The organism is Arthrobacter sp. BG5 (assembly GCF_056680155.1).
On sequence record NZ_CM155268.1, the window covers coordinates 962907 to 983778 of the forward strand.

Below are 20872 nucleotides of genomic sequence, written 5' to 3' on the forward strand. Positions count from 1 at the left end.
TCAGTACCTCACGCGGGGGTCGATCAGCGCGGCGATGATGTCCACGATGAAGTTGGTGACGGCCACGATCACGGCAAGCAGGACGACGATGCCCTGCACGGCCACGAAGTCGCGTGCGGTGAGATAGCTGGCGAGCTGGAAACCGAGGCCTTTCCATTCGAAGGTGGTCTCGGTCAGGACGGCGCCGCCGAGCAGGACCGCGATCTGCAGGCCCATCACGGTGATGATGGGGATGAGCGCGGGCTTGTAGGCGTGCTTGGTCACCAGGCGGAATTCGCTGACACCGCGTGAGCGGCCGGCTTCCACATAGTCCTTGCCGAGCGTGCCGATCACGTTGGTGCGCACCAGCCGCAGGAAGATTCCGGCGGTCAGCAAGCCCAGCGCGAGGGCGGGCAGCACCGCATGCGCGATGACATCGCCGAGGGCATCGAAATTGCCGCTGCGGAGCGCGTCGAGCCAGTAGATGCCGGTGGGCGCCTGGAGCGCGGTGAGGGCAAGTTCCGTGGAGGTCTTGGCCCGCCCGGCAACCGGAAGCCAGCCGAGCCAGACCGAGAACGTGAGCTTGAGCAACAGGCCGGCGAAGAACACGGGCGTGGCGTAAAAGAGAATGGCCATGATCCGCAGCACGGCGTCGGGGGCCTTGTCCCGGCGGTGCGCGGCGATCATGCCCAGCGGAATGCCGACGATCAGGGCCACGATAACGGCGTTGACGGCCAGTTCCAGGGTCGCGGCACCGTAGGTGGTCAATACCTCCATTACCTGCCGGTTATCCGAGAGCGTGGTGCCCAGGTTCCCGGACATGAGCTGCCCCAGGTACTCGAAGTACTGGACGAAGATGGGCCGGTCGTATCCGGCCGAGGCGATTCGTTCTGCGAGCTGTTCGGGCGGGAGCCGGCCGCCCAGGGCGGCGGTGATGGGATCACCGGTGATCCGCATCAGGAAGAACACCATCGTCACAAGGATGAGGATGGTCGGGAAGATCAGCAGGAACCTGATCAGGATGTACTGGCCCAGTCCCCCACCGGACGCCTTCTTCTTTGTCGGCAAGAGGCCGTCGGCGTCGCTGGGCGGCGCCTCAATAAGTGTTGTCATTGGTACCTAAATTTGTGTTTCCATCGGCTTCGTGGGCTTCCGGAATCGGTTGTCCTGCTCTCAGCAAGAAAGGCGGGACGCCGCGCAGGCGCCCCGCCTCCTTGGCTGGTCAGGACCGGATGGGGAATGGACCTACTTGGAAATCACGCCAAGACGGGTCTTGAAGGACGCGTCGAGGGTCTTTTCGACACCCTTGACGTCCTTGCCGGCGACCATGAGCTGGGCGCCCTGCAACAGCGGCAGCGTGGAGAGGTCCTTGGCGACGGCCGTCTGCGCCTCGCCGAGCAGCTTCTCGCGCTCGCCCTTGTCCACGGTCGTGAGCTGCTTCTTGATCAGCTCGGTGACGGCGGGGTTTTCGTAGTGGTTCTTGAGGAAGTTGCCCGGGATGAAGAACGGGGTCAGGTAGTTGTCGGCGTCGGAGTAATCCGGGAACCAGCCGAGCTGGTAAACCGGGTAGACGTCCTTGGTGCGGTCCTTGGAGTAGGTAACCCATTCGGTGGACTGCAGGTCAACCTTGAACAGGCCGGACTTCTCCAGCTGCTCCTTGATCATGGCGTACTCGTCGCCGGAGGACTTGCCGTAGTGGTCCGGGTTGTACTGCAGCTTCAGGGTGACCGGCGCGGTCACGCCGGCGTCGCTGAAGGCCTTCTTGGCCTTGTCGAGGCTGGGTTTGCCGCTGCCGTCGCCGTACATTTCCTTGAGCGGAGTGATGGCGCCGACGAAGCCGTCCGGAACCACGGAATACGCCGGCAGGTAGGTGCCCTTGTAGACCTGGTTGGCGATCGCGTCGCGGTCAACGACGTTGGCCATCGCCTGGCGGACGGCGAGAGCCTTGGCCGGGTCGGCGTCGGCGGACTTGGCACCGAACGGCATGGTGTCGAAGTTGAAGACGATGTAGCGCAGCTCGCCGCCCGGGCCCTTGTGGACCTTGACCTTGGAGTCCTTCTCGAGGTCGGCGGCGTCGGTCGCGGTCAGGCTGCGGCCGGCGACGTCGATGTTGCCCTGCTGGACATCGAGCTTGAGGTTGTTGGAGTCCGCGTAGTACTTGATCGTGGCGCCGTCGTTCGCCGGCTTGCCGAGCAGGCCCTGGTAGTCCGGGTTCGCCTTGAGGCTGACGAGCTCGTTCTTCTTGTAGCTCTCGATCGTGTACGGGCCGGCGAAGGGCTTGCCCTTGACGATGTCGTCGTCGCTCATCAGCTTGTCGGCGGCGAAGACCTCTTCGTCGACGATCGGGCCGGCGTTTGCGGCGAGCACGCCCGGGAAGACCTGGTCGTTGCCTTCCTTGAGCTTGAAAACGACGGTGGAGTCGTCTTTGACTTCCACCGAGGCGAGGTTGCCCAGCAGCGAGGCCGGGCCGTTGTCGTCGTTGATCTTGACGACGCGGTCGATCGAGAACTTCACGTCGGAGGACGTCAGGGCGTGGCCGTTGGCGAACTTGAGGCCCGGCTTGAGCTTGACGGTGTACTCCGTCGGGCTCGTGAAGGAGGCGGACTCGGCGATGTCCGGGGTGGAGTCAGCCGTTCCAGGCTTCGAGTTCATCAGGAACGGGTAGATCTGGTTCATCACCATGAACGAGCCGGCGTCGTAGGAGCCGGCCGGGTCGAGGGTGACGACTTTGTCCGTGGTGCCGTACGTAATGGTGCCTCCGCCTGCGGCGCTGCCGGAGGCCGTTCCGCCGCCGGAAGGGCCGGTGCAGGCCGTTAATGCAAAGGCGGAAACCCCGGCAAGCGCGATGGCGCTCTGCAGGGCCTTTTTGTTCATTGCCATCTGTGAACTTTCTGTTCGATGAGTACTAGTGCGCAGCCCGAAGTAGCTTGACTCGAGGGGTGCCCACTGTCCTGATTCCTAGATTCAACCAGAAGACCATGGCGTGGATCGCAATATCTTGTGAGTTGAGACACAAAATTTACACGATTCCGCGGAACTCATCGTTTTCTTCTGCGAAAGGCCCCGATCTTCGGCACCCCGCGGCCTGGCTCGCTGGGTTGCTGGCACCGCTGGACATGCCCCTCCGCCCGGCCGTGGAGTGGACAGAATGGCAACGTGCCCGGTCGCTGCCGCGGAGAATGGACATGCCCCTCGTGACGGCCAAGCGCCGGACATGCCCCTTCGGCAGGCCTTGGAGTGGGCAGAATGGCAACGTGCCCAGTCGCTGCCCCGGAAAATGGACATGCTCCGCCGCGGTGGGTGCCCGCAGATGAGCATGTCCCGCGTGTCGGTCGGGGAATGGACATGCTCCTCGCCCGGGCTGGGGAGTGGGCCCGGACACGGGGTTACCGGAGAGCCCGAAAGCCACCTGACGGGTCACAGGACGCTCGCGGCGGTTGCGGCCAGCGGGCGGTTAGAGTGCGGCGCGCTGCAGCGACCGGGCGGCGTCGATGGTGGCCTGGCCCAGCACCCGGCTGCCCTGGTAGAGCACCACGGTCTGGCCGGGGGCGACGCCGCGCAGCGGTTCGGTCAGCGTGACCACGAGGTCGCCGGACCCGCCGGCGTGCTCCATCCGGGCAGTTGCCGGCACCGGGCCGCCGTGGGCGCGGACCTGGGCATGGCAGTCGAACTCCTCGCCGGTGGCGATCTCCGCGATCGGCAGCCCGGCCCAGGAGACCTTGATCCCGCGGATCTCGTCGATCGCCAGCAGTGCCTCGGGACCCACCACCACCTTGTTCTCCTTGGGCCGGATTTCCAGCACAAAGCGCGGCTTGCCGTCCGCGGCCGGGGTGCCCAGCTTGAGGCCGCGCCGCTGGCCGACGGTGAACGCGTTGGCACCGGGGTGCTCGCCGACCTTGGCGCCGGATTCGTCCACGATGTCGCCGGAGGTCATGTCGATCTTCTCGGCCAGCCAGCCGGCGGTGTCGCCGTCGGGGATGAAGCAGATGTCGTGGCTGTCGGGCTTGTTGGCCACGGACAGCCCGCGGCGCTCGGCCTCGGCGCGGACCTCGGCCTTGGAGGGGGTGTCCGCGAGCGGGAACATGGAGTGCCGGAGCTGTTCGTGGGTGAGGACGCCGAGCACGTAGCTCTGGTCCTTGGCCCAGTCCGCGGCACGGTGCAGCTCGGGGTTGCCCTCGGCGTCGGTGATCACCTTGGCGTAGTGGCCGGTGCAGACGGCGTCGAAGCCGAGCGCGATCGCCTTCTCCAGCAGGGCTGCGAACTTGATCCGCTCGTTGCAGCGCATGCACGGGTTGGGCGTGCGGCCGGCAGCGTATTCGTCGATGAAGTCCTGGACGACGTCTTCCTTGAAGCGCTCGGAGAAATCCCACACGTAGTACGGGATGCCGAGCACGTCGCACGCCCGCCAGGCATCACGCGAATCCTCGATGGTGCAGCAGCCGCGGCTGCCGGTGCGCAGCGTCCCGGGCATGCGGGACAGCGCCAGGTGGACCCCGACGACGTCGTGGCCGGCCTCGACGGCGCGGGCTGCGGCAACGGCGGAATCGACGCCGCCACTCATGGCTGCAAGAACTCGCATGCTGGCTTTCTCTAGGAATTGGGGGTTTGCGGGAAGACTCTGCCCGCCAACCCATTCTATCGCCACGCCGAATGCTCCCCAAAAGCCTTGACGGCCCGAACCCCCGCTTCTAAAGTCGAAATTAGTTGTTTTAGAACTCCGTAAGCGTCATAAACACAGGCGGGACTGGCAACCATGGCTGTCGAAAACATCGTGATCGTGGGCGGCGGCCTGGCCGGAGCCACCGCCGCCAAGACCCTGCGGGCGGAAGGCTTCGACGGCCCGGTCGCCCTGCTCGCCGGCGAATCCCATGCCCCTTACCTGCGCCCGCCGCTGTCCAAGGAATACCTGCTGGGCAAGGAGGGCGAAGAGGCGCTGCCCGTGGTCCCGCCCGGCTGGTACCCGGAGCACGACGTCGACCTGCGGCTGGGCGTCCCGGTCACCGCACTGGACACGGGTGCCCGCACGGTGGCCCTCGCCGACGGCGCGCGTCTCCCCTATTCCACGCTCCTGCTGGCCACCGGCGCGCGTCCGCGCTCGATTCCGTTGCCCGGCAGCGAGCTCGACGGGGTCATGACGTTCCGGACCCTCGACGACAGCCGCCGGCTCCGGGACGCCCTCGCGGGAGGTGGCCGGAACGTCGTGCTGGTCGGCTCCGGCTGGATCGGGATGGAACTGGCGGCCGCGGCGAACTCCTACGGCAACACCGTGACCCTGCTGGGGCTCGAACGGGTGCCGCTGGCCGCGGCAATCGGTCCCGAACTGGGAACCTTCTTCCGCTCGCTGCACGAGTCCCGCGGGGTGCGGTTCCGGTTGCCGGCGTCGGCCGCCGCGGTCACCGGCGGGGCCGGCCGGGTCAGCGCCGTCCGCACCGATGCCGGTGAAATCCTGCCCGCCGACCTCGTAGTCGTGGCCGTCGGCGTCGTCCCCGAGACGTCGCTGGCCGCGGCCGCCGGCATTGAGCTGGAGAACGGGATCCTCACGGACGCTTCGTTGCGGACGTCCGCCCCCGGCGTCTTTGCCGCCGGCGACGTCGCCAACGCCCTGCATCCCTTCACCGGCGGGCACCATCGCAGCGAACACTGGTCCAACGCGCTCAACGGCGGGAAGGTTGCCGCCAAGGCCATGCTTGGCCGGGACGCCCTGCTCGACGCCATCCCGTATTTCTACACGGACCAGTACGACGTCAGCATGGAGTATTCCGGTTTCCCAGGCCTGACCGAAGGCCCGCCGGTGCTCCGGGGTTCACTGGAGGAGCAGAAATTCCTCGCTTTCTGGCAGCGCGGGGGCCACGTGGTCGCCGGAATGAGCGTCAACTGGCCGCGGTCGGAGAAGCCGCAGCAGGCTATCAAGGCGCTGATCACCGCACGCGCCGCCGTCAGCCCGGCGGCTCTGGCCGATCCGGATCTCCCGCTGGCGCAGCTCCTCGCGGAGCAGAAAGCCTAGCCCCGGGCGGCGGACTGGCGGGCGACGGTGCCGGCCGTCTGGATGCTGGACTCGTGACCGGCCATGCCGGCCTGGCGGGCGCGGCTGTAGGCGGCCGGCAGCGCGGCGAGGAGCGCATCGACGTCGGCCTCCGTGGACGCGTGGCCAAGGGTGAAACGCTGGGCCCCCCGGGCGGTGTCCTCATCCAGGCCCATGGCGAGCAGCACGTGGGAGGGACGCGGCACACCGGCGGTGCAGGCGGAGCCGGTGGAGGATTCCACCCCGGCGAGGTCCAGCAGGAACAGCAACGAGTCGCCCTCACAGCCGGGGAAGGTGAAGTGCGCGTTGCCCGGCAGCCGGCCGGCCCCGGGTGCTCCGCGCAGCACGGCCTCCGGAACGGCGGCGCGGACGCCGTCGATCAGCCGGTCCCGCAGCGCGGCGATCCGTGCGGACTCGGCGGCAAGCTTGCCGGTGACGGCCTCCGCCGCGGCGGCGAAGGCCGCGATCGAGGCCGTGTCCAGGGTTCCGGAGCGCACGTCGCGTTCCTGTCCCCCGCCGTGCTGGACCGGCGTCAGCGTCACAGCGCGCCCCAGCAGCAGGGCGCCGACGCCGACCGGGCCGCCGATCTTGTGGCCCGAGATGGACATGGCGTCCAGGCCGGTTGCGCGGAAATCGACCGGCACGGAGCCGAACGCCTGCACCGCGTCGGAGTGGACGGGCACGCCGGCCGCATGCGCCAGCCCCACGATCTCCGCGACGGGCTGGATGCTGCCCACCTCATTGTTGGCCCACATGACAGTGACCAGCGCGATCGAGGCGGGGTCGTCGGCCAGCTCCGCCGCCAGTGCGGCCAGGTCCACCACGCCGTCGGCGTCGACGGGCAGCCAGCGCACCTCGGCGCCTTCATGCCGCTCCAGCCATTCGACGGTGTCCAGCACCGCGTGGTGTTCGACGGCGGAACACAGGATGCGGGTCCGCCGCGGATCCTCGGCGCGGCGGGCCCAGAACAGGCCCTTGACGGCCAGGTTGTCGGCTTCCGTGCCGCCGGAGGTGAAGATGACCTCCGAGGGATGCGCTCCGGCAGCGGCAGCCAGGGCCTCGCGGGCATCCTCGACGGCCCGGCGGGCGCGGCGGCCCGAGCCGTGCAGCGAGGACGGATTGCCGGTGCGGGCAAGCTCGCGCGTCAGGGCAGCCAGCGCCTCCGCGGCGAGCGGTGTGGTGGCGGCGTGGTCTAGGTATACGGGCACAGCCTAATTCTACCGTGGCGGCATGCTCCGCACCGCGGGGTGGACGCCGCAGGGAGGCGCCGCGGGGAGGCGCCGGACAGCGCGGGTGCTGGTGTACATTCAAGCGGTGAAAGCGTCCCTGTACCTCGTCCTGGCCACCCTGTTCTGGTCCGGAAATTTCGTCGTCGGCCAGGCCGCTGTCGCCTCGATGACGCCGCTGGACCTGACCTTCTGGCGCTGGACGCTGGCCGCCCTGCCGCTGCTCGCCCTGGCCCACTTCGTGGAAAAGCCGGACTGGCGGGCGGTGCTGCGCCGCTGGCCCGTGCTGCTGCTGTTGAGCGTGCTGGGGATGAGCGGCTACACCTTGCTGCTCTACGGTGCGCTCGGCTACACCTCCGCGATGAACGCCTCCCTGATCACGGCAGCCAACCCTGCCCTGATTGTGGTGATGGCGATCGTCCTGCTGGGCGAGAGGACGACCCGGCTCGGCTGGGCCGGCATCGGCCTGGGGCTGCTGGGCGTCCTGCTGGTCCTGACCCGCGGCGAGCTGCAGCGGGTGGCCAGCCTCTCCATCAACACCGGCGAACTCATGATGATCGGCGCCATCGTGGTCTGGGGCAGCTACACGATCATCGCCCGCCGGCTGGACGTGCCCGCCATCGCCGCCACCGCGGTGCAGGTCGCCATGGCCACCGTGACACTGGCGCCGCTGGCCCTCGCCCTGCACGTGCGGCTCCCGGATACCCCGGCGGAAGGCTGGTCGCTGGCCTACATTGCGGTCTTCCCCTCGCTGGGCGCGTACCTGTTCTGGAACCTGGCACTGAAGACCACCCCGCCGGGCACCGCGGGCAACTACCTGAACCTGATGGTGGTCTTCACGGCAATCATCACCGTCGCGCTTGGCACGCCGCTGACGATGGTCCAGGTCGTAGGCGGGATCATGGTCGTCGCCGGGGTCCTGCTGACCGGCCTCAAGGGCCAGCCGAGGCTCAAAGCGGCCTGATCCGGGCGCAGCACTGGGCCGGGGCGGCGGCTCCCTGGGCCCTGAGGTCCTCGATATCAAGCGCTTCCACCCGACCCGGATCCTCCCCGCAGCCTTCGGCGGCCCCGGCCAGGAAGGCGCCGTTCATGGCGCACACCACGTCCGCATGGCCCCGGGCCACCCGGTGGAACGGGCAGTTGAGCAACACTAAACCCCCGGCGCCGTCGTCAGCCGGCCGGTAGCCCTCCGCGGTAAGCAGCGCGGCGAGGCCGGCCCCGCCGGCAGTTGCCGCGGCGGCCTGGCCGCGCGACCGGGCGCCCCGCAGCAGCGCGTCGCGGGCGGAGCCGCCGTCGGCTGCTGATTCTTCAATGGCGGTCACGAGCAGTTCGGCGGCGAGGTCGTAGTTGCGCTCCGGGACCGACGCCGAGACTTCCTGGACGTCCGCGCGGTACAGCTTGGCCGGGCGGCCGGAGCCGGGACCCTCCTTGCCGCCGAGCTTGCGGAACTCCACCGCCAGCAACCCGTCGTGGACGAGGCGGTCCAGGTGGAACGACGCCGTGCTCCGGGCCAGTCCCAGCGCCCCGGCCGCGTCGTCGCGGCCGACCGCCTGCTCCGCCGCGGCGACGAAGTCGAAGAGCCTGCGGCGGTTGTCATCGGCCAGGGAGGCGACGGCGGACACCCTGCGGTTCCACGGAAATCGGTTCATCAAACCAGCCTAGCTCTAAAAACAAGATCCATTGCTTAACTCCTCACCCGGTTCATCAGTAGATCTATTTTTAGAAAAGAGGAGCGGAAGATGAAATCTCGTCGCGGTGTGGCTGCTCGGCATCATCGTCAACCTGCTGGTCCTGGGCAGCTTCTTCGATGTGGCGCTGCGGGACGTCGGCCTCCTGGTCGGGGCGCTGGCCCTGAACAGGCTCTCGCCCGGAAAGAGCCGGTGACCCCTTCGCTGCGGCGGGATCAGGACGACGGCGGCAGCACGGCCAGCCGGGTGGCGACGTCGGCGCGCGCGCCGGCGAGCGCCGCAGCGTCCGGGCAGGAGACGGAGACGTAGACGGACGAGCCGGTCTTGGCGAAGAGCCGTGCGTAGCTGGCCGTGGCACGGCGCCCCGTCTGTTTGCCTCCCTCAAGCACCAGCACCTCGACGCGCGGGCCCGGCTTGTCCGGCTCGCCGCCCCAGCGCAGGCTGGCGGTCTTCAGGTAGGACGGCAGGATGCTGGCGTCCAGGTAGCGGAACAGGGCCTCGGTGGATGCCTTGTCATCACCGGGGACCACCAGCGGCCACTGGTTCACGCGGACCTTGGCGGAGACCAGGCAGCCGTTGGCCTTCCGGTACTCGCTGGCGCCGGCGACGTCCTGTATGCCGGGTTTCCAGCCCGGCGCGTCCCGCAGCCCATCGGAAACCCGCACCGGCACCCCGGCCGCGAGGCGGCCCCCCGCAGCCAGCGGCAAGTTCCGGGCGGCGACCGCTTCGGCGTCGTACCCCGGCGTCACGGTCGGGGTGGCGAGGGTGGCGGCGCTGCTGGCCGGTTTTGGCGCCGTGGGGTCCGGGATGCCGACACTGCAGGCGGCCAGCAGGGGAAGCAGCGCCAGCAGCGCACCGGCCCTCCGGAGCCAGGCCCTTCGCGTCCAGGCCCTCCGCGTCCGCCGCCGGGCCCTCCGCTGCGGTCCGGCCGGCCTGCACGCGCTCGGACGGCTGCCGACGCCCCGCCCCACCGCGTCGCTCTCGTGTTCTTCCATGTGTGCTGTTACCCCGCCTAGGCCAGGACCCGGATCGCGCCGGGAACCACGTCGATGCTCAGCGGCAGCGGGCCGATCCGTTCCCCGTCCGCGTAGGCAACCACTCCGTGCGCCTCCAGCTCAACCCGCCGGACCCGGCGGATCTCCACGGCCGGGTGGCCCACGTGCCGGCCGGAAAACACCTTCGGGAACACCGCGAGGAAACCGGCGCGGGACAGCGGCCGGACGATGAACAGGTCCAGGTAGCCGTCGTCGAGCACGGCGTCGGGCACCACCTTCATGCCGCCGCCGATCGACTGACCGTTGGCCACCGAAATCAGCATGGCGCCCTGCCGCCAGCGTTCGCCGTCGGCCGTAAGGTGTACTCGATGGCGCGGAAGGTGGCCAGTTCGCGCAGCATGGCGAGGTTGTACCGGGCCTGTCCGCGCGGGCGGCGCCAGGCGTTGGCGCGCTCATTGACCGCGGCGTCGAAGCCCGCGGAAACCACCCCGGCAAACCAGTGCGTCCGGCCGCCCGAGCTTAGCCGGCCCGCATCGATCAGGCGCCCGCCCGACTCCAGTGCCGCCACCACCCGTGCGGCGGCCGCCGGGATGTCGTGCCGCGGCAGGCCGAGCGCGCGTGCCATGTCGTTCCCGGTCCCGCTCGGAATAATGCCCAGCGGCGTCTCGCCGAACGTGGCGCCCGAGCCGGCGAGCGCGTTGACACCGAGGTGCACCATGCCGTCGCCGCCGGCCACGACCAGGGCGTCCACCCCGCCGGCCAGCGCCTTGTCCACGGCCCGGGCCAGCGTTTCGTAGCTGTCCTCGCACAGGAGCTGGACCTGCGCCCCGGCGGCGCGGAAGCAGTCCGCGGCTTCCCGGCCGGCCTGCTGCCCGCGGCCGAAGGAGGCGCGGGGGTTGACGGCGAGGGCGATCTTCATGCGCTGAATTATGCCAGCCGCCGGGAACCATCCGCGGTTGCGCACTCGTTATTCCCTCAGCCGGTTAAACTGGCCACGCCGGAGCTCCAGGCCGGCCCGGCTCCACCGACGCAAAGGAATCGTGCTTGACGCAGGGCAACAGCTCGCATTACCAGGTCCTCAGGATCCCTGTCACGGCGACGGACAAGGACATTAAGGTGGCCTACCGCAAGGCTGCCCGCACGGCCCACCCGGACCATGGGGGTGACGCCGCCACGTTCCGCCGGGTGACCCTGGCGTACGAGACCCTCATCGACGCCAAGCGCCGCGCCGATTACGACCGCTCCTACGGCAGCGGCACCGCGTTTTCCAGCCGCACCGCCCCGGCCGAGGAAGGGGCCCACTTCGACGCGCCGGCCGCCGGCAGCCGGGCTTCCGCGCATGTCCGCCGGCCCAACACGCCGCGCAACACCGCTGCGGACGCCCCGGTCTACGTTCCGTCCTTCGAGGAGATGGCGGCCGGCGGCGGGGTGCCGCTGATCCCGGAGTCCGTGGCCCGGCAGCAGGTCCACGGCATGCCGCGCCGGCGGGGAATCTTCGGCGCCGAGGCACGCATCCAGCGCGAAATGCGCACGGTGCAGCTGATCACCCGGCAGATCCTGCCCGCTATCCCGGCCGCCCGCCTGATCAACGGCCTGCAGTCCCCCGCCGACAACAGCCACATCGACCACGTGCTGGTCTCCGGCTACCGGCTGGCCATCATCGGTTCCATGCTCCTGCCGCCGGGAGCCTACGCCTGGAACGGCAGCACCCTGAACCACGGCGGCCGGTCCATCGCCCCGCCGCAACTGGCCCACGTGGTGCGCCGGATGCAGGACATCTTCCCCGAACTGAACGTCACCGGCTGGACCGTCGTCCACAGCACCGACGGCAACCTGCACGAACCGGTGATTGACCGGCACGGGCGATCCCGGGGCCGCGACAGCCACGAACTCGTGCAGGTGGTCAACGCCGCAGGGCTGGCCCGCGGCCTCAAGCAGTTCCTCAGTTCCGGACCGGCCCCGAACACGGTCAATGTTCCGGTGCTCGCCCGGCTGCTGCGCGGAATGCACTAGCAGACAGCCGGCTCGCTAGGATGGGACCGTGTTCCGCATCCTCTTCCACAGCCCCGAAATCCCCGGCAATACCGGCAACGCCATCCGGCTAGCCGCCATCACGGGGGCCGAACTCCACCTCGTGGAGCCGCTGGGCTTCGATTTCTCCGATGCCAAGCTGCGCCGGGCCGGCCTGGACTACCACGACCTCGCCGTCGTCACCGTGCACAAGAACATCGACGCCGCGTGGGAAGCGCTGCGGCCGGAGCGGGTCTTCGCCTTCACCTCCGACGGCGAGACCTCCTACACGGATATTAGCTACCGCCCCGGCGACGTGCTGATGTTCGGCCGGGAATCCGTGGGCCTTTCCGAGGAAGTAAAGCACGACCCGCATGTGACCTCCCGCGTCCGGCTGCCGATGCTGCCGGCGCTGCGCTCGCTGAACCTGGCGAACGCCGCCTCGATCGCCGTATACGAGGCCTGGCGCCAGCAGGGCTTCGCGGGCGCCAGGCTGTAGCACCGGCCCCCGCCCCCGGACGCCGCGCAGAGCCGGGCACGCACATTCCCGGAAGCCCGGCCCATCCGATCCCGCCGCTGCGCCGAATTCTTTCTAAGAGAGCATTCACGGCGAGCGGCGGAAGGAGCGAGGAGCGGCAGGTGAGCACACTACACGCGGATAGACGCCCTGCCCGTTGGGCTGCGGGCAACCACAGTGCTGTCCAAACCCGACCTGAGCCGCTATCGGCGGCAGGCACCTTATGCTTGAAGGTGATGGAAACTCCGAACGCCCCGAACCGCGAGGCCACCGCTCCCCCCAGCGCCTCAGCCGACGTAAACCGCCGGCTGATAGTGCTGCTCGGACAGATCGCCGACGGGGATCAGGCCGCCTTCGCCGAGTTCTATCAGCTGACCTCGCGCCGTGTTTACGGCATGGCGCGACGGGTCCTGATCGATGCTGAACTCAGCGAGGACACCACCCAGGAGGTCTTCCTCCAGGTCTGGCAGAACGCGGCGAAGTTCAACGCCGACGCCGGCAGCCCGCTGGCCTGGCTGATGACCATCTCGCACCGTCGCGCGGTGGACAAGGTCCGGTCCTCGCAGTCCTCCACCGACCGGGAAGCCAGGTATGGGGCCAGCAGCCAGGAAATCGACCATGATTCCGTCTCGGACGAGGTCGGCAGCCGGCTCGAGGCCGAAGCCGTGGTCCGCTGCCTGGACACGTTGACCGAAACGCAGCAGGAATCCGTGCGGCTCGCCTACTACGGCGGCCTCACCTACCGGGAAGTCGCGGAAAGACTCAACGCGGCCGTTCCCACCATCAAGTCCCGCATCCGCGACGGACTGATCCGCCTAAAGACCTGCTTGGGGGTGAGTTGAGATGAACGATATGAATCCACAGGGCAGCGGACGCGCGCCCGGCAGCTTTAGCGCCGACATCGCCGGCGACCTCAGCTCGGGCCGCGCCGTCGACCTCGCCGAGGTCTATGCGCTCCACGCCCTCGACGACGCCGAACGCACCGCCGTCGACCGCTACCTCGCCGACGCGCCTCCCGCCGAACGCGCCGAATTCGAGGAGCGGGTCCGGCAGGCACGCGAGACCCTGACCATGAGCTTCCGCGCCGAAGAGGAACCTCCGGCCGGGCTCTTTGACCGTATTGTCGCGGCCCTGCCGGCGCCGTCTGCCGGGCCGGCCGGCACCGGGCAACCGGCCCCCGCCGCTCCCCCGGTGGTGGCCCGGCCTGTCCGGGAGCAGCCCGGGCTTCCGGTGACGGACGAACTCGGTGCCGCGCGCCAGCGCCGGGATGAGCGCCGGCGTCCGCAGGGCATGCGCAACTGGCTGATCGGCGTTGCCGCGGCAGCCGCCATCGCCGTGGGCGGCGTCGGGGTGGGCGCCTATGTCGCCAACCAGAACGACCCCCTCAACCAGGTGCTCCAGGCCAGCGACGTCCGGAAGGCAACGGTCGACGTCGTCGGCGGCGGAACTGCCTCGCTGTCCCTCTCCTCGTCGAAGGATGCCGTGGTCGTGAAGATGAACGGCGTCCCCGCCCCGCCGACGGGCAAGGTCTACCAGATGTGGCTGATCCCCAAGGACGGCTCCGCCCCGGTCTCCAAGGGCCTGATGGACGCGGAAGCGCTGTCCAAGCCGGCCGTTGTCACGGGCATCGGTTCCGCCGCCTCCCTGGGCATCACGGTGGAGCCCGCCGGCGGCTCGAAGTCGCCCACCCTGCCGACCGTGGCCGCCGCCCCGCTGGGCGCCTGACCCCTGGGAACAACAAAGCCGCGCGGGTCCCGAGATTCGGGACCCGCGCGGCTTTTTGCTGGCCGGCGGCGCTAGAGGATCAGCGAGAGCAGCATCACGAAGGCGAACCCCACCACGGAGATCAGGGTCTCCATCACCGACCAGGTCTTGAAGGTCTGGCCGACGCTGAGGCCAAAGAGTTCCTTCACCAGCCAGAAACCGGCGTCGTTGACGTGCGAGAGGAAGAGCGAGCCGGCACCGATCGCGAGGGCCAGCAGGGCCGCGTGGGTCGGGGTGAGCGAGCTGGCCAGCGGCGCGACGATGCCGGCCGCGGTCACGGTGGCCACGGTGGCGGAACCGGTGGCGAGCCGGAGCGCCACGGCCACGAGGAAGCCCAGGACCAGCACGGACATGTTGGCGCCTTCGGCCCACTTCTTCACCGCGTCACCGACGCCGGCGCCGATCAGGGTCTGCTTGAAGCCGCCGCCGGCGCCCACGATCAGCAGGATCGCGGCGATCGGGCCCAGGCTCGCACCGATCTTGGTGGTGATCTTGTTACCGGTGAAGCCGACGGCGTAGCCGAAGGTGCCGATGGCGAGGAGCACGGCGAGGGTCATCGCCACGAGCGGCTGGCCGACGAAGTCGAAGAAGACCCTGATCCACGGCGCCGTGGCGGGGGCCGGCCAGATGATGTCCACCACGGCCTTGAGCAGCATCAGGACCACCGGGAAGATGATCGTCAGCAGCGTTACCGGGAAGCTGGGCTGGCGCTTGACGCCCTCCAGGTCGGCACCGTGCTGGGTGTCGATGCCGCCGGCCACGGCGGGGGCACCCACCGGAACCCATCTGGCGGCGAGCCGGGAAAACAGCGGCCCGCAGATGATGACAGTGGGAATGGCAACGAGGAGTCCCAGCGCGAGGGTCGTGCCCAGTTCGGCCTTGACGGCGCTGATCGCGATCAGGGGTCCCGGGTGCGGCGGCACGAGTCCGTGCAGCACGGAGAGCCCGGCCAGGGCGGGGATGGCGATGCGCATGAGCGGCATTTTGGAGCGCTGCGTGACCAGGACGATCACCGGGAGCAGCAGCACCAGGCCGATCTCGAAGAACATCGGCAGGCCGATGATCACCGCGACGAGCGTGATGGACCAGACCACCCGGTTGCCGCCGGCCTTGGCGAGCAGGGTGTCCACCACCCGGTTGGCGCCGCCGGAATCCGCCAGGAGCTTGCCCAGCATGGCGCCGAGGGCGATCAGCAGGCCCACTTCCTTCAGGACGCCGCCGACTCCGTCCTCGAAGTTGGTGATGATTTTGGCCAGTTCCACGCCCGAGGCCAGCCCGACGAAGGCCGAGCCGAGCACCAGGGCGAGGAAGGGGTGGAGCTTGAACTTGGCGATCAGCACCACGATCAGCGCGATGCCAAGGGCTGCGACCACCAGGAGCTGGGTGTCGTGGCCGGTCCAGGCCTCGACGGCAGCGGGAAGCTGCATTGCTGCAAGAGAATTCAAAACGTGTTCCTAGCGGGAATGAGGGGGATGGTGACCGGCACGCGGTCAGTACGCGGTCAGTACGCGGTCAGTACGCGGTCAGCTTGCGGCGGCGTCGGCGCCGTCGAGATGGAGCCGGTCGATGATTTCCTGGGCTTCGTCGGCCGGGGTTGCCCCGACGGAGAGGGTGATGAAGTTTTCGTCGCCGGTGGGGGCTTCAAGGGCTTCGAACTGCGATTCCAGCAGGGCCGGCGGCATGAAATGGCCGTGCCGGGACGCCAGCCGGTCGGAGATCCGTTCCTTACTGCCCTCCAGGAAGACAAAGACCACGCCCTCGCCGCGGAGCACGTCGCGGTACCGCTTCTTCAGGGCCGAGCAGGTTACGACGCCGGGCGTGCCGGCGGCGGTGTGCGCCCGGACCCAGGCGGCGATGCTGTCGAGCCAGGGCCAGCGGTCCTCGTCGGTCAGCGGCTGGCCGGCGTGCATTTTGGCCACGTTGGACGCGGGGTGCAGGTCGTCTCCCTCCGCGAGGTCCCAGCCGAGCCGCCCGGCCAGCAGGCCCGCCACGGTGGATTTTCCCGAGCCCGAGACGCCCATGATGACCAGAACGGGGTGCTGCGCAGTCTTCGCCATTAAAGTCTGCCTTCCATCAATAAATATGATTTAAACAATGGCAAGCATATGGCAGCGGCCACCCGCGGGCAACTAGAACCCGGCGATGGTCCCCGGGCCGTTGACGGCAACAACGTGGAATGCTTCGGCGCTGCGGCCGGGGGTGAGACCGCCGCGTTCACCGGTGGCGAGCATAAGGCCGCGGACAGTCCGTTCCATGGCTTCCACGTCGGGGTGCTGGCTGGTGTGGATGTGGATGGCCGCCAGCTTGTTCTCGACGTGCCCGGTGACGTCGACGAAGTGGTTTTCGCGTTCCTCGGGGCCGGCGAAGAGCCAGAGCCAGGGCAGCTTGTAGGCCTCGAGCCCGGCGGCGGCCAGCTCCGGGTAGGCGAAGGGGTTCTCCAGCGCCGGATAGACCGCCCGGGTCACGGCCTCCCCCACCGCCAGGTGGTCCGGGTGGCTCTTCTGGATCCGGTTCCAGTTGCGTTCGGGGTGCATGGCCAGCACGACGTCGGGACGGAGTTTGCGGGTCAAGCGCACCACCTCACGGATGACCTCGTGCGAGGCCTCGAGGTAACCGTCGCGCTGGTGCAGGTAGTGGATGTCGGTCACGCCCACCAGGGCGGCGGCGCGCTGCTGCTCCTCGGTGCGGAGCCGCACAATCTCGTCGCGCTGCTCCGGATCGAAGCCCCCGGCGTCGCCGTCGGTCATGATGCAGTAGCTGACCTGCACTCCGGCCGCGGTCCACGCCGCGATTGTGCCGGCGGCGCCGAAGTCGATGTCGTCCGGGTGGGCGGTGAAACAAAGCACCCGCTCAATCCGGCTGTGATCCGGGTCGAACGGGCTTTGTGCCGCGGAGGCTGCGCTCAAGGGGTGCCCCTGCGCTTTTTGATTTCCTCCGTTGCCTGCGGCAGCACCTGGAAGAGGTCGCCCACGATGCCAAAGTCGGCGATCTCGAAGACCGGCGAGTCGGCATCCTTGTTTACCGCGACGATCACCTTGGCCGTCTGCATGCCGGCTTTCTGCTGGATGGCCCCGGAGATGCCGGCCGAGATGTAGAGCTGCGGCGAAACGGTCTTACCGGTCTGGCCGATCTGCGCGTCGTGGCCGATCCAGCCGGCGTCCGTGGCGGCACGGGACGCGCCGAGGGCTGCGCCGAGGGTGTCCGCGAGGTCTTCCAGGGGCCCGAAGTTCCCGTCCACCCCGCGGCCGCCGGCCACCACGATCCGCGCCTCGGATAGCTCCGGGCGGCCGCTGGCGGTTTTTTCGCTCCGGGCGGTGATCCGGGCGGAGGCTGCGGTGGCCGTGGCCGGCACCACAACGGTTTCTGCTTGCGGTGCCGTGCCGGTAATGGCCGGTTCGGGCGTGACGGTGTTGGGTTTGACAGTAAGGACCGCGACCGGCGTGGTTGCCTTGGCCGTGCTGCTGTACGAACCGGCGAAGACCGACTTGTGGGCGGTGCCGTCGGGGTCAACGGCGACGACGTCCGTGATCACGCCGGCGCCGAGTTTGATGCCCAGCCTCGCCGCGACTTCCTTGGCCTCTGCGGAGTTCTCGGTCAGCACGATGGAGGCACCGGAGGTCTGCACGGCGGCGGCGAGGTAGGAGGCCTTGGGACCGACGAGGTAGTCGTCCAGGTCGGCGGTCGAGGGCCGGTAGAGCGCCTGCGCGCCGTATTCGGCCAGCGCCGCCGCGACGTCGTCGTGCAGCTCGCCGTTGAAAGCCACGGCCGGTTCACCCAGGCTGCGGGCGATGGTGAGCAGCTCGAGGCTGGACTTCTTCAGCGCCCGGCCGGGGTTGTCGATAAATACCAGTACTTTTGCCATGTTCGGATAGTCCCCTCAGAGCAGCTTCTGGGCGGCCAGGAATTCGACCAGTTGAATGCCGGCGTCGCCTTCGTCGGTGATGATGGTGCCGGCGGTGCGTGGCGGCCGGGCTTCGGCGGATTCGACGACGGTCCAGGACCCAGCCCGGCCCACCAGGCCGGGATCGACGCCGATGTCCGCCAGCGTCAGGGTGGTGATGGTCTTCTTCTTCGCCGCCATGATGCCCTTGAAGTTCGGGTAGCGGGGATCGTTGATCTGGTCGGTGACCGAGACCAGGGCCGGCAACGCCGCCTCGACGGTGACCGCGTGGGTGTCGCCGTCGCGGCGGGCGGTCAGCCGGCCGCCGTCGACGTCGAGCGAAGCCGCGAAGGTGACCTGCGGCAGGCCGAGGCGCTCGGCCAGCTGGGCCGGGACCAGGGAGGTCTCGCCGTCGGTGGAGGACATGCCGGTCAGAACCAGGTCCGCGGGGGCGTCCGCACCGAGGTGCCTGATCGCGGCTGCCAGCGCGAGCGAAGTGGCGGCGGCATCCGAGCCGGCGAGCGCGTCGTCGCTGAGGTGCACGCCTTCGGTGGCACCGATCTGGAGCGACTTTTTGACCGCGTTGACGGCACCGGCCGGGCCCATGCTGAGGGCGATGACCTTGTTGCCGGCGGCCTCGCCGCCGCGGGCCTCGATCAGCTGCAGGGCCGCCTCGAGGGCGTACTCGTCCAGCTCGGACAGGATGCTCTCGGACCGGTCCGTGGTTTTGTCCCCGCCGCTGAGGTGGCGGTCGAACTGCGCGTCAGGTACGTGCTTGACCAGCACGATGATCTTCAAAGTCTCTTCCACTGTGTCTACAGCAGCCTTCCATGCGGGTGGGCAGCCAGCCGGGTGGGGTCGTGGCCAGGGAACGCCCGGGGGTGCCGGGTTGCTCCTAGCTAACCATATAGCGCGGGCCCGGCGCGGCCTGGGTTAACGCCTGTGTCAGGGCCCTCACGGGGGCAGCCCGCGCCGGTCCCCGGCGCCTGCCCGGGACTGGGGAAGGCAACGCCGGCCGGCACCCCCAGGGTGCCGGCCGGCGTGGTACTGCCCTACCTCGTACCGGTCTACTACTGTTCGGCTGCGGCCCCGAGGGTCACGTCGAGTTCCTGCTCCTGGCCGCCCCGGAGGACCGTCACCTTTACGGTGGCGCCGGCGGCCTGCTCGCGGACGGCGGCCGTCAGCTGGTTGGGATCGCTGATGGTCCGGTCCTGGAACTTGGTGATGACATCGCCCACCTTGATGCCGGCTTTGTCGGCGGCCGAACCGGACTCAACCGTGGCCACGTCGGCGCCGACCGAGAAGCCGGAGGACGAGGAGCCCGCAGCTTTGGACTTGACGCTCACGCCAAGCTGGCCGTGGGTGGCCTTGCCCGTGCTGATGATCTCCTGGGCCACCCGCTTGGCGTGGTTGATCGGGATGCTGAAGCCGACGCCGATGTTGCCGCTGCTGCTGCCGGTGGCGTCCCCGCCGGCGGAGGCGATGGCGACGTTGACGCCGATGATTTCACCCTTGCTGTTCACCAGCGCGCCGCCGGAGTTGCCGGGGTTGATGGCCGCGTCGGTCTGGATGACGTTGATCGAGATGCTGCCCTGGTCTGCGGTGCTCGGCGCCTGTCCGCCGCCGGGAGGCGCGAACTGGAAGCCCTGGTCCCCGCCTTGGGAATTGTCGGCGCCGCCCTTGGGGGCGGCCGAGGAAGCCACGCTGATGGTCCGGTTCAGCGTGGAGACGATGCCGTCGGTGACGGTTCCGGTCAGGCCCAGCGGGGAGCCGATGGCGACGGCGGTGTCCCCGACGTTGAGTTTGCCCGAGTCGCCGAGGGTGGCAGGGACCAGGCCGGCGGGGTTGTTGATCTTGATCACGGCGAGGTCGGAGAGGGGGTCAGTGCCGACAACTTTCGCGCTGAAGACCTTGCCGTCGCTGGTGCGGACCTCGACGGCGGCGTTGGCTGTCTTGCCGTCCAGCGTGACGACGTGGGTGTTGGTGAGGACGTGGCCTTCGCCGTCGAGGATGATACCGGAGCCGGTCCCCCCGTCGCTTCCACTGGTGGCCTTGATGGTTACGACGCTGGGCGAGGCCTTCAGGGCCGCGGCGGTGATGGCGTTGACGTCGTCCTTGTTGTTGACGATCACGGTGCCGGATTGGCTGGTGCCGCCGGTCGACGCCAGCGGACGGTTCCCGATCAGCGCGTTGCTGCCGGCGACGACACCGCCGCCCACCAGGCCTGCTGCCAAAATGCTGGCCACGAGCGTCGGTACACCGAAGGCGGCCTTGCGCTTGGGCGCATTGCTGGGGTGGTTGAACGCGCTGTTGGGGGATCCCGGGCCGGCCGGCGGCTGGTTGCCGTAACCGGCGTAGGGACCCGCGCCCTGGGTGTACGGGCCGGCGTGTGACGGGCCGGGCGCCCCGTGCCCGGGCTGGGGTGACGGGGCGCCAAACTGCTGGGTTTCGGGGGCCGAGTGCTGGCCGTACGCCGGCGGGCGCTGCGGGTAGACGGGCCGCGGCGCGCCATCCGCCGGCCGGTCCAGCCTCATGGTCGGGTTTTCCTGGGCCGAGTCCTCCGCGCCGGGGGCGTGCGGGGCAGCGGGGGTGCGCTCCCCCGGCTCCAGCGGCTCCCGGTTCTTCATTGATGGATCCGGTGACGCGCCCTGCATTGGGTTCTCAGTCATGGGACTTCCTTTCATCCTCGTCTGCAGTCAATTATGGCCGCACAGACTGGAACAAGAGCGGACGTTCGCTGGGAGGTTCCTGAACGCCGACGGGCGGCCGTGACGGCCGGTCAAGCATCATC

At 69.0% G+C, this 20872-nt stretch carries 19 protein-coding genes and 1 pseudogene; 7 read left to right on the forward strand and 13 right to left on the reverse strand.

What is annotated here, in order from left to right; genetic code table 11:
* The 3 genes from AC1MBE_RS04330 to mnmA all read right to left on the reverse strand — a co-directional run bounded on the left by AC1MBE_RS04330 (position 1) and on the right by mnmA (position 4558).
* A complete protein-coding gene (locus AC1MBE_RS04330) occupies positions 1-1092 on the reverse strand; it encodes an ABC transporter permease (RefSeq protein ID WP_479781076.1) in 1092 nt (363 codons plus the stop codon).
* A gap of 132 nt (positions 1093-1224) precedes the next feature.
* Positions 1225-2859 carry an ABC transporter substrate-binding protein gene (locus AC1MBE_RS04335; RefSeq protein ID WP_479781077.1) on the reverse strand — a complete coding sequence of 545 codons (1635 nt, stop codon included), beginning with the start codon at positions 2857-2859 and terminating at the stop codon, positions 1225-1227.
* A gap of 574 nt (positions 2860-3433) precedes the next feature.
* A complete protein-coding gene (gene mnmA, locus AC1MBE_RS04340) occupies positions 3434-4558 on the reverse strand; it encodes a tRNA 2-thiouridine(34) synthase MnmA (protein ID WP_479781078.1) in 1125 nt (374 codons plus the stop codon).
* Between the two features lie 174 nt (positions 4559-4732).
* On the opposite strand from mnmA, the gene AC1MBE_RS04345 reads away from it, so the two are divergent.
* Entirely contained in the window at positions 4733-5983 is a 1251-nt protein-coding gene (locus AC1MBE_RS04345; protein WP_479781079.1) for an NAD(P)/FAD-dependent oxidoreductase, read from the forward strand.
* On the opposite strand, the gene AC1MBE_RS04350 is transcribed toward AC1MBE_RS04345, so the two are convergent.
* Positions 5980-7209 (reverse strand): cysteine desulfurase family protein, encoded by a 1230-nt coding sequence (locus tag AC1MBE_RS04350; protein ID WP_479781080.1) that lies wholly within the window; start codon positions 7207-7209, stop codon positions 5980-5982. The genes AC1MBE_RS04345 and AC1MBE_RS04350 overlap by 4 nt on opposite strands.
* A 106-nt stretch (positions 7210-7315) precedes the next feature.
* Between AC1MBE_RS04350 and AC1MBE_RS04355 the strand changes: the two genes are divergently transcribed.
* Positions 7316-8191 carry a DMT family transporter gene (locus AC1MBE_RS04355; RefSeq protein ID WP_479781081.1) on the forward strand — a complete coding sequence of 292 codons (876 nt, stop codon included), beginning with the start codon at positions 7316-7318 and terminating at the stop codon, positions 8189-8191.
* Here the strand turns inward: AC1MBE_RS04355 and AC1MBE_RS04360 are convergent.
* Positions 8178-8876: a helix-turn-helix transcriptional regulator gene (locus AC1MBE_RS04360; RefSeq protein ID WP_479781082.1), complete on the reverse strand. Its 699-nt coding sequence runs from the start codon at positions 8874-8876 to the stop codon at positions 8178-8180. The genes AC1MBE_RS04355 and AC1MBE_RS04360 overlap by 14 nt on opposite strands.
* A 106-nt stretch (positions 8877-8982) precedes the next feature.
* On the opposite strand from AC1MBE_RS04360, the gene AC1MBE_RS04365 reads away from it, so the two are divergent.
* Positions 8983-9111 (forward strand): hypothetical protein, encoded by a 129-nt coding sequence (locus AC1MBE_RS04365; RefSeq protein WP_479781083.1) that lies wholly within the window; start codon positions 8983-8985, stop codon positions 9109-9111.
* A 19-nt stretch (positions 9112-9130) separates the two neighbouring features.
* Here AC1MBE_RS04365 and AC1MBE_RS04370 read toward each other — a convergent pair whose 3' ends face one another.
* Together AC1MBE_RS04370 and AC1MBE_RS04375 are read right to left on the reverse strand one after the other, a co-directional pair.
* A complete protein-coding gene (locus AC1MBE_RS04370; protein WP_479781084.1) occupies positions 9131-9910 on the reverse strand; it encodes a hypothetical protein in 780 nt (259 codons plus the stop codon).
* Between the two features lie 17 nt (positions 9911-9927).
* Positions 9928-10829, reverse strand: a pseudogene (locus AC1MBE_RS04375) (diacylglycerol/lipid kinase family protein).
* Between the two features lie 125 nt (positions 10830-10954).
* Between AC1MBE_RS04375 and AC1MBE_RS04380 the strand changes: the two are divergent.
* The 4 genes from AC1MBE_RS04380 to AC1MBE_RS04395 all read left to right on the forward strand — a co-directional run bounded on the left by AC1MBE_RS04380 (position 10955) and on the right by AC1MBE_RS04395 (position 14162).
* A complete protein-coding gene (locus AC1MBE_RS04380; protein ID WP_479781085.1) occupies positions 10955-11923 on the forward strand; it encodes a J domain-containing protein in 969 nt (322 codons plus the stop codon).
* Between the two features lie 28 nt (positions 11924-11951).
* The gene (locus AC1MBE_RS04385) at positions 11952-12419 is read left to right on the forward strand and encodes a tRNA (cytidine(34)-2'-O)-methyltransferase (RefSeq protein WP_479781086.1); all 468 of its coding nucleotides are present in this window, start codon (positions 11952-11954) and stop codon (positions 12417-12419) included.
* A 254-nt stretch (positions 12420-12673) separates the two neighbouring features.
* A complete protein-coding gene (gene sigK / locus AC1MBE_RS04390; RefSeq protein ID WP_479781087.1) occupies positions 12674-13279 on the forward strand; it encodes an ECF RNA polymerase sigma factor SigK in 606 nt (201 codons plus the stop codon).
* A gap of 1 nt (position 13280) precedes the next feature.
* Positions 13281-14162, forward strand: a complete 882-nt coding sequence (locus tag AC1MBE_RS04395) for an anti-sigma factor (RefSeq protein ID WP_479781088.1) — start codon at positions 13281-13283, stop codon at positions 14160-14162.
* Positions 14163-14233: 71 nt separating this feature from the next.
* Here the strand turns inward: AC1MBE_RS04395 and AC1MBE_RS04400 are convergent, their stop codons facing one another.
* The 6 genes from AC1MBE_RS04400 to AC1MBE_RS04425 form a co-directional block, all read right to left on the reverse strand.
* Positions 14234-15628 (reverse strand): GntT/GntP/DsdX family permease, encoded by a 1395-nt coding sequence (locus AC1MBE_RS04400; protein WP_479782468.1) that lies wholly within the window; start codon positions 15626-15628, stop codon positions 14234-14236.
* Between the two features lie 96 nt (positions 15629-15724).
* Positions 15725-16258 carry a gluconokinase gene (locus AC1MBE_RS04405; protein ID WP_479781089.1) on the reverse strand — a complete coding sequence of 178 codons (534 nt, stop codon included), beginning with the start codon at positions 16256-16258 and terminating at the stop codon, positions 15725-15727.
* A 72-nt stretch (positions 16259-16330) separates the two neighbouring features.
* Entirely contained in the window at positions 16331-17107 is a 777-nt protein-coding gene (locus tag AC1MBE_RS04410; RefSeq protein WP_479781090.1) for a PIG-L deacetylase family protein, read from the reverse strand.
* Positions 17104-18063: an electron transfer flavoprotein subunit alpha/FixB family protein gene (locus tag AC1MBE_RS04415; RefSeq protein WP_479781091.1), complete on the reverse strand. Its 960-nt coding sequence runs from the start codon at positions 18061-18063 to the stop codon at positions 17104-17106. The genes AC1MBE_RS04410 and AC1MBE_RS04415 overlap by 4 nt, the downstream gene beginning before the upstream one ends.
* Before the next feature lie 15 nt (positions 18064-18078).
* Positions 18079-18879 carry an electron transfer flavoprotein subunit beta/FixA family protein gene (locus AC1MBE_RS04420; protein ID WP_479782470.1) on the reverse strand — a complete coding sequence of 267 codons (801 nt, stop codon included), beginning with the start codon at positions 18877-18879 and terminating at the stop codon, positions 18079-18081.
* Between the two features lie 272 nt (positions 18880-19151).
* Positions 19152-20750, reverse strand: a complete 1599-nt coding sequence (locus AC1MBE_RS04425; protein ID WP_479781092.1) for a S1C family serine protease — start codon at positions 20748-20750, stop codon at positions 19152-19154.
* Between the last annotated feature and the right edge of the window lie 122 nt (positions 20751-20872).

What these genes read in the sequence shown, in the direction of transcription:
- AC1MBE_RS04330 (WP_479781076.1), bottom strand. Translation starts at nt 1,092, where the DNA reads ATGACAACACTTATTGAGGCGCCGCCCAGCGACGCCGACGGCCTCTTG.
- AC1MBE_RS04335 (WP_479781077.1), bottom strand. Translation starts at nt 2,859, where the DNA reads ATGGCAATGAACAAAAAGGCCCTGCAGAGCGCCATCGCGCTTGCCGGG.
- mnmA (WP_479781078.1), bottom strand. Translation starts at nt 4,558, where the DNA reads ATGCGAGTTCTTGCAGCCATGAGTGGCGGCGTCGATTCCGCCGTTGCC.
- AC1MBE_RS04345 (WP_479781079.1), top strand. Translation starts at nt 4,733, where the DNA reads ATGGCTGTCGAAAACATCGTGATCGTGGGCGGCGGCCTGGCCGGAGCC.
- AC1MBE_RS04360 (WP_479781082.1), bottom strand. Translation starts at nt 8,876, where the DNA reads ATGAACCGATTTCCGTGGAACCGCAGGGTGTCCGCCGTCGCCTCCCTG.
- AC1MBE_RS04370 (WP_479781084.1), bottom strand. Translation starts at nt 9,910, where the DNA reads ATGGAAGAACACGAGAGCGACGCGGTGGGGCGGGGCGTCGGCAGCCGT.
- sigK (WP_479781087.1), top strand. Translation starts at nt 12,674, where the DNA reads ATGGAAACTCCGAACGCCCCGAACCGCGAGGCCACCGCTCCCCCCAGC.
- AC1MBE_RS04395 (WP_479781088.1), top strand. Translation starts at nt 13,281, where the DNA reads ATGAACGATATGAATCCACAGGGCAGCGGACGCGCGCCCGGCAGCTTT.
- AC1MBE_RS04400 (WP_479782468.1), bottom strand. Translation starts at nt 15,628, where the DNA reads ATGCAGCTTCCCGCTGCCGTCGAGGCCTGGACCGGCCACGACACCCAG.
- AC1MBE_RS04405 (WP_479781089.1), bottom strand. Translation starts at nt 16,258, where the DNA reads ATGGCGAAGACTGCGCAGCACCCCGTTCTGGTCATCATGGGCGTCTCG.
- AC1MBE_RS04415 (WP_479781091.1), bottom strand. Translation starts at nt 18,063, where the DNA reads ATGGCAAAAGTACTGGTATTTATCGACAACCCCGGCCGGGCGCTGAAG.
- AC1MBE_RS04425 (WP_479781092.1), bottom strand. Translation starts at nt 20,750, where the DNA reads ATGACTGAGAACCCAATGCAGGGCGCGTCACCGGATCCATCAATGAAG.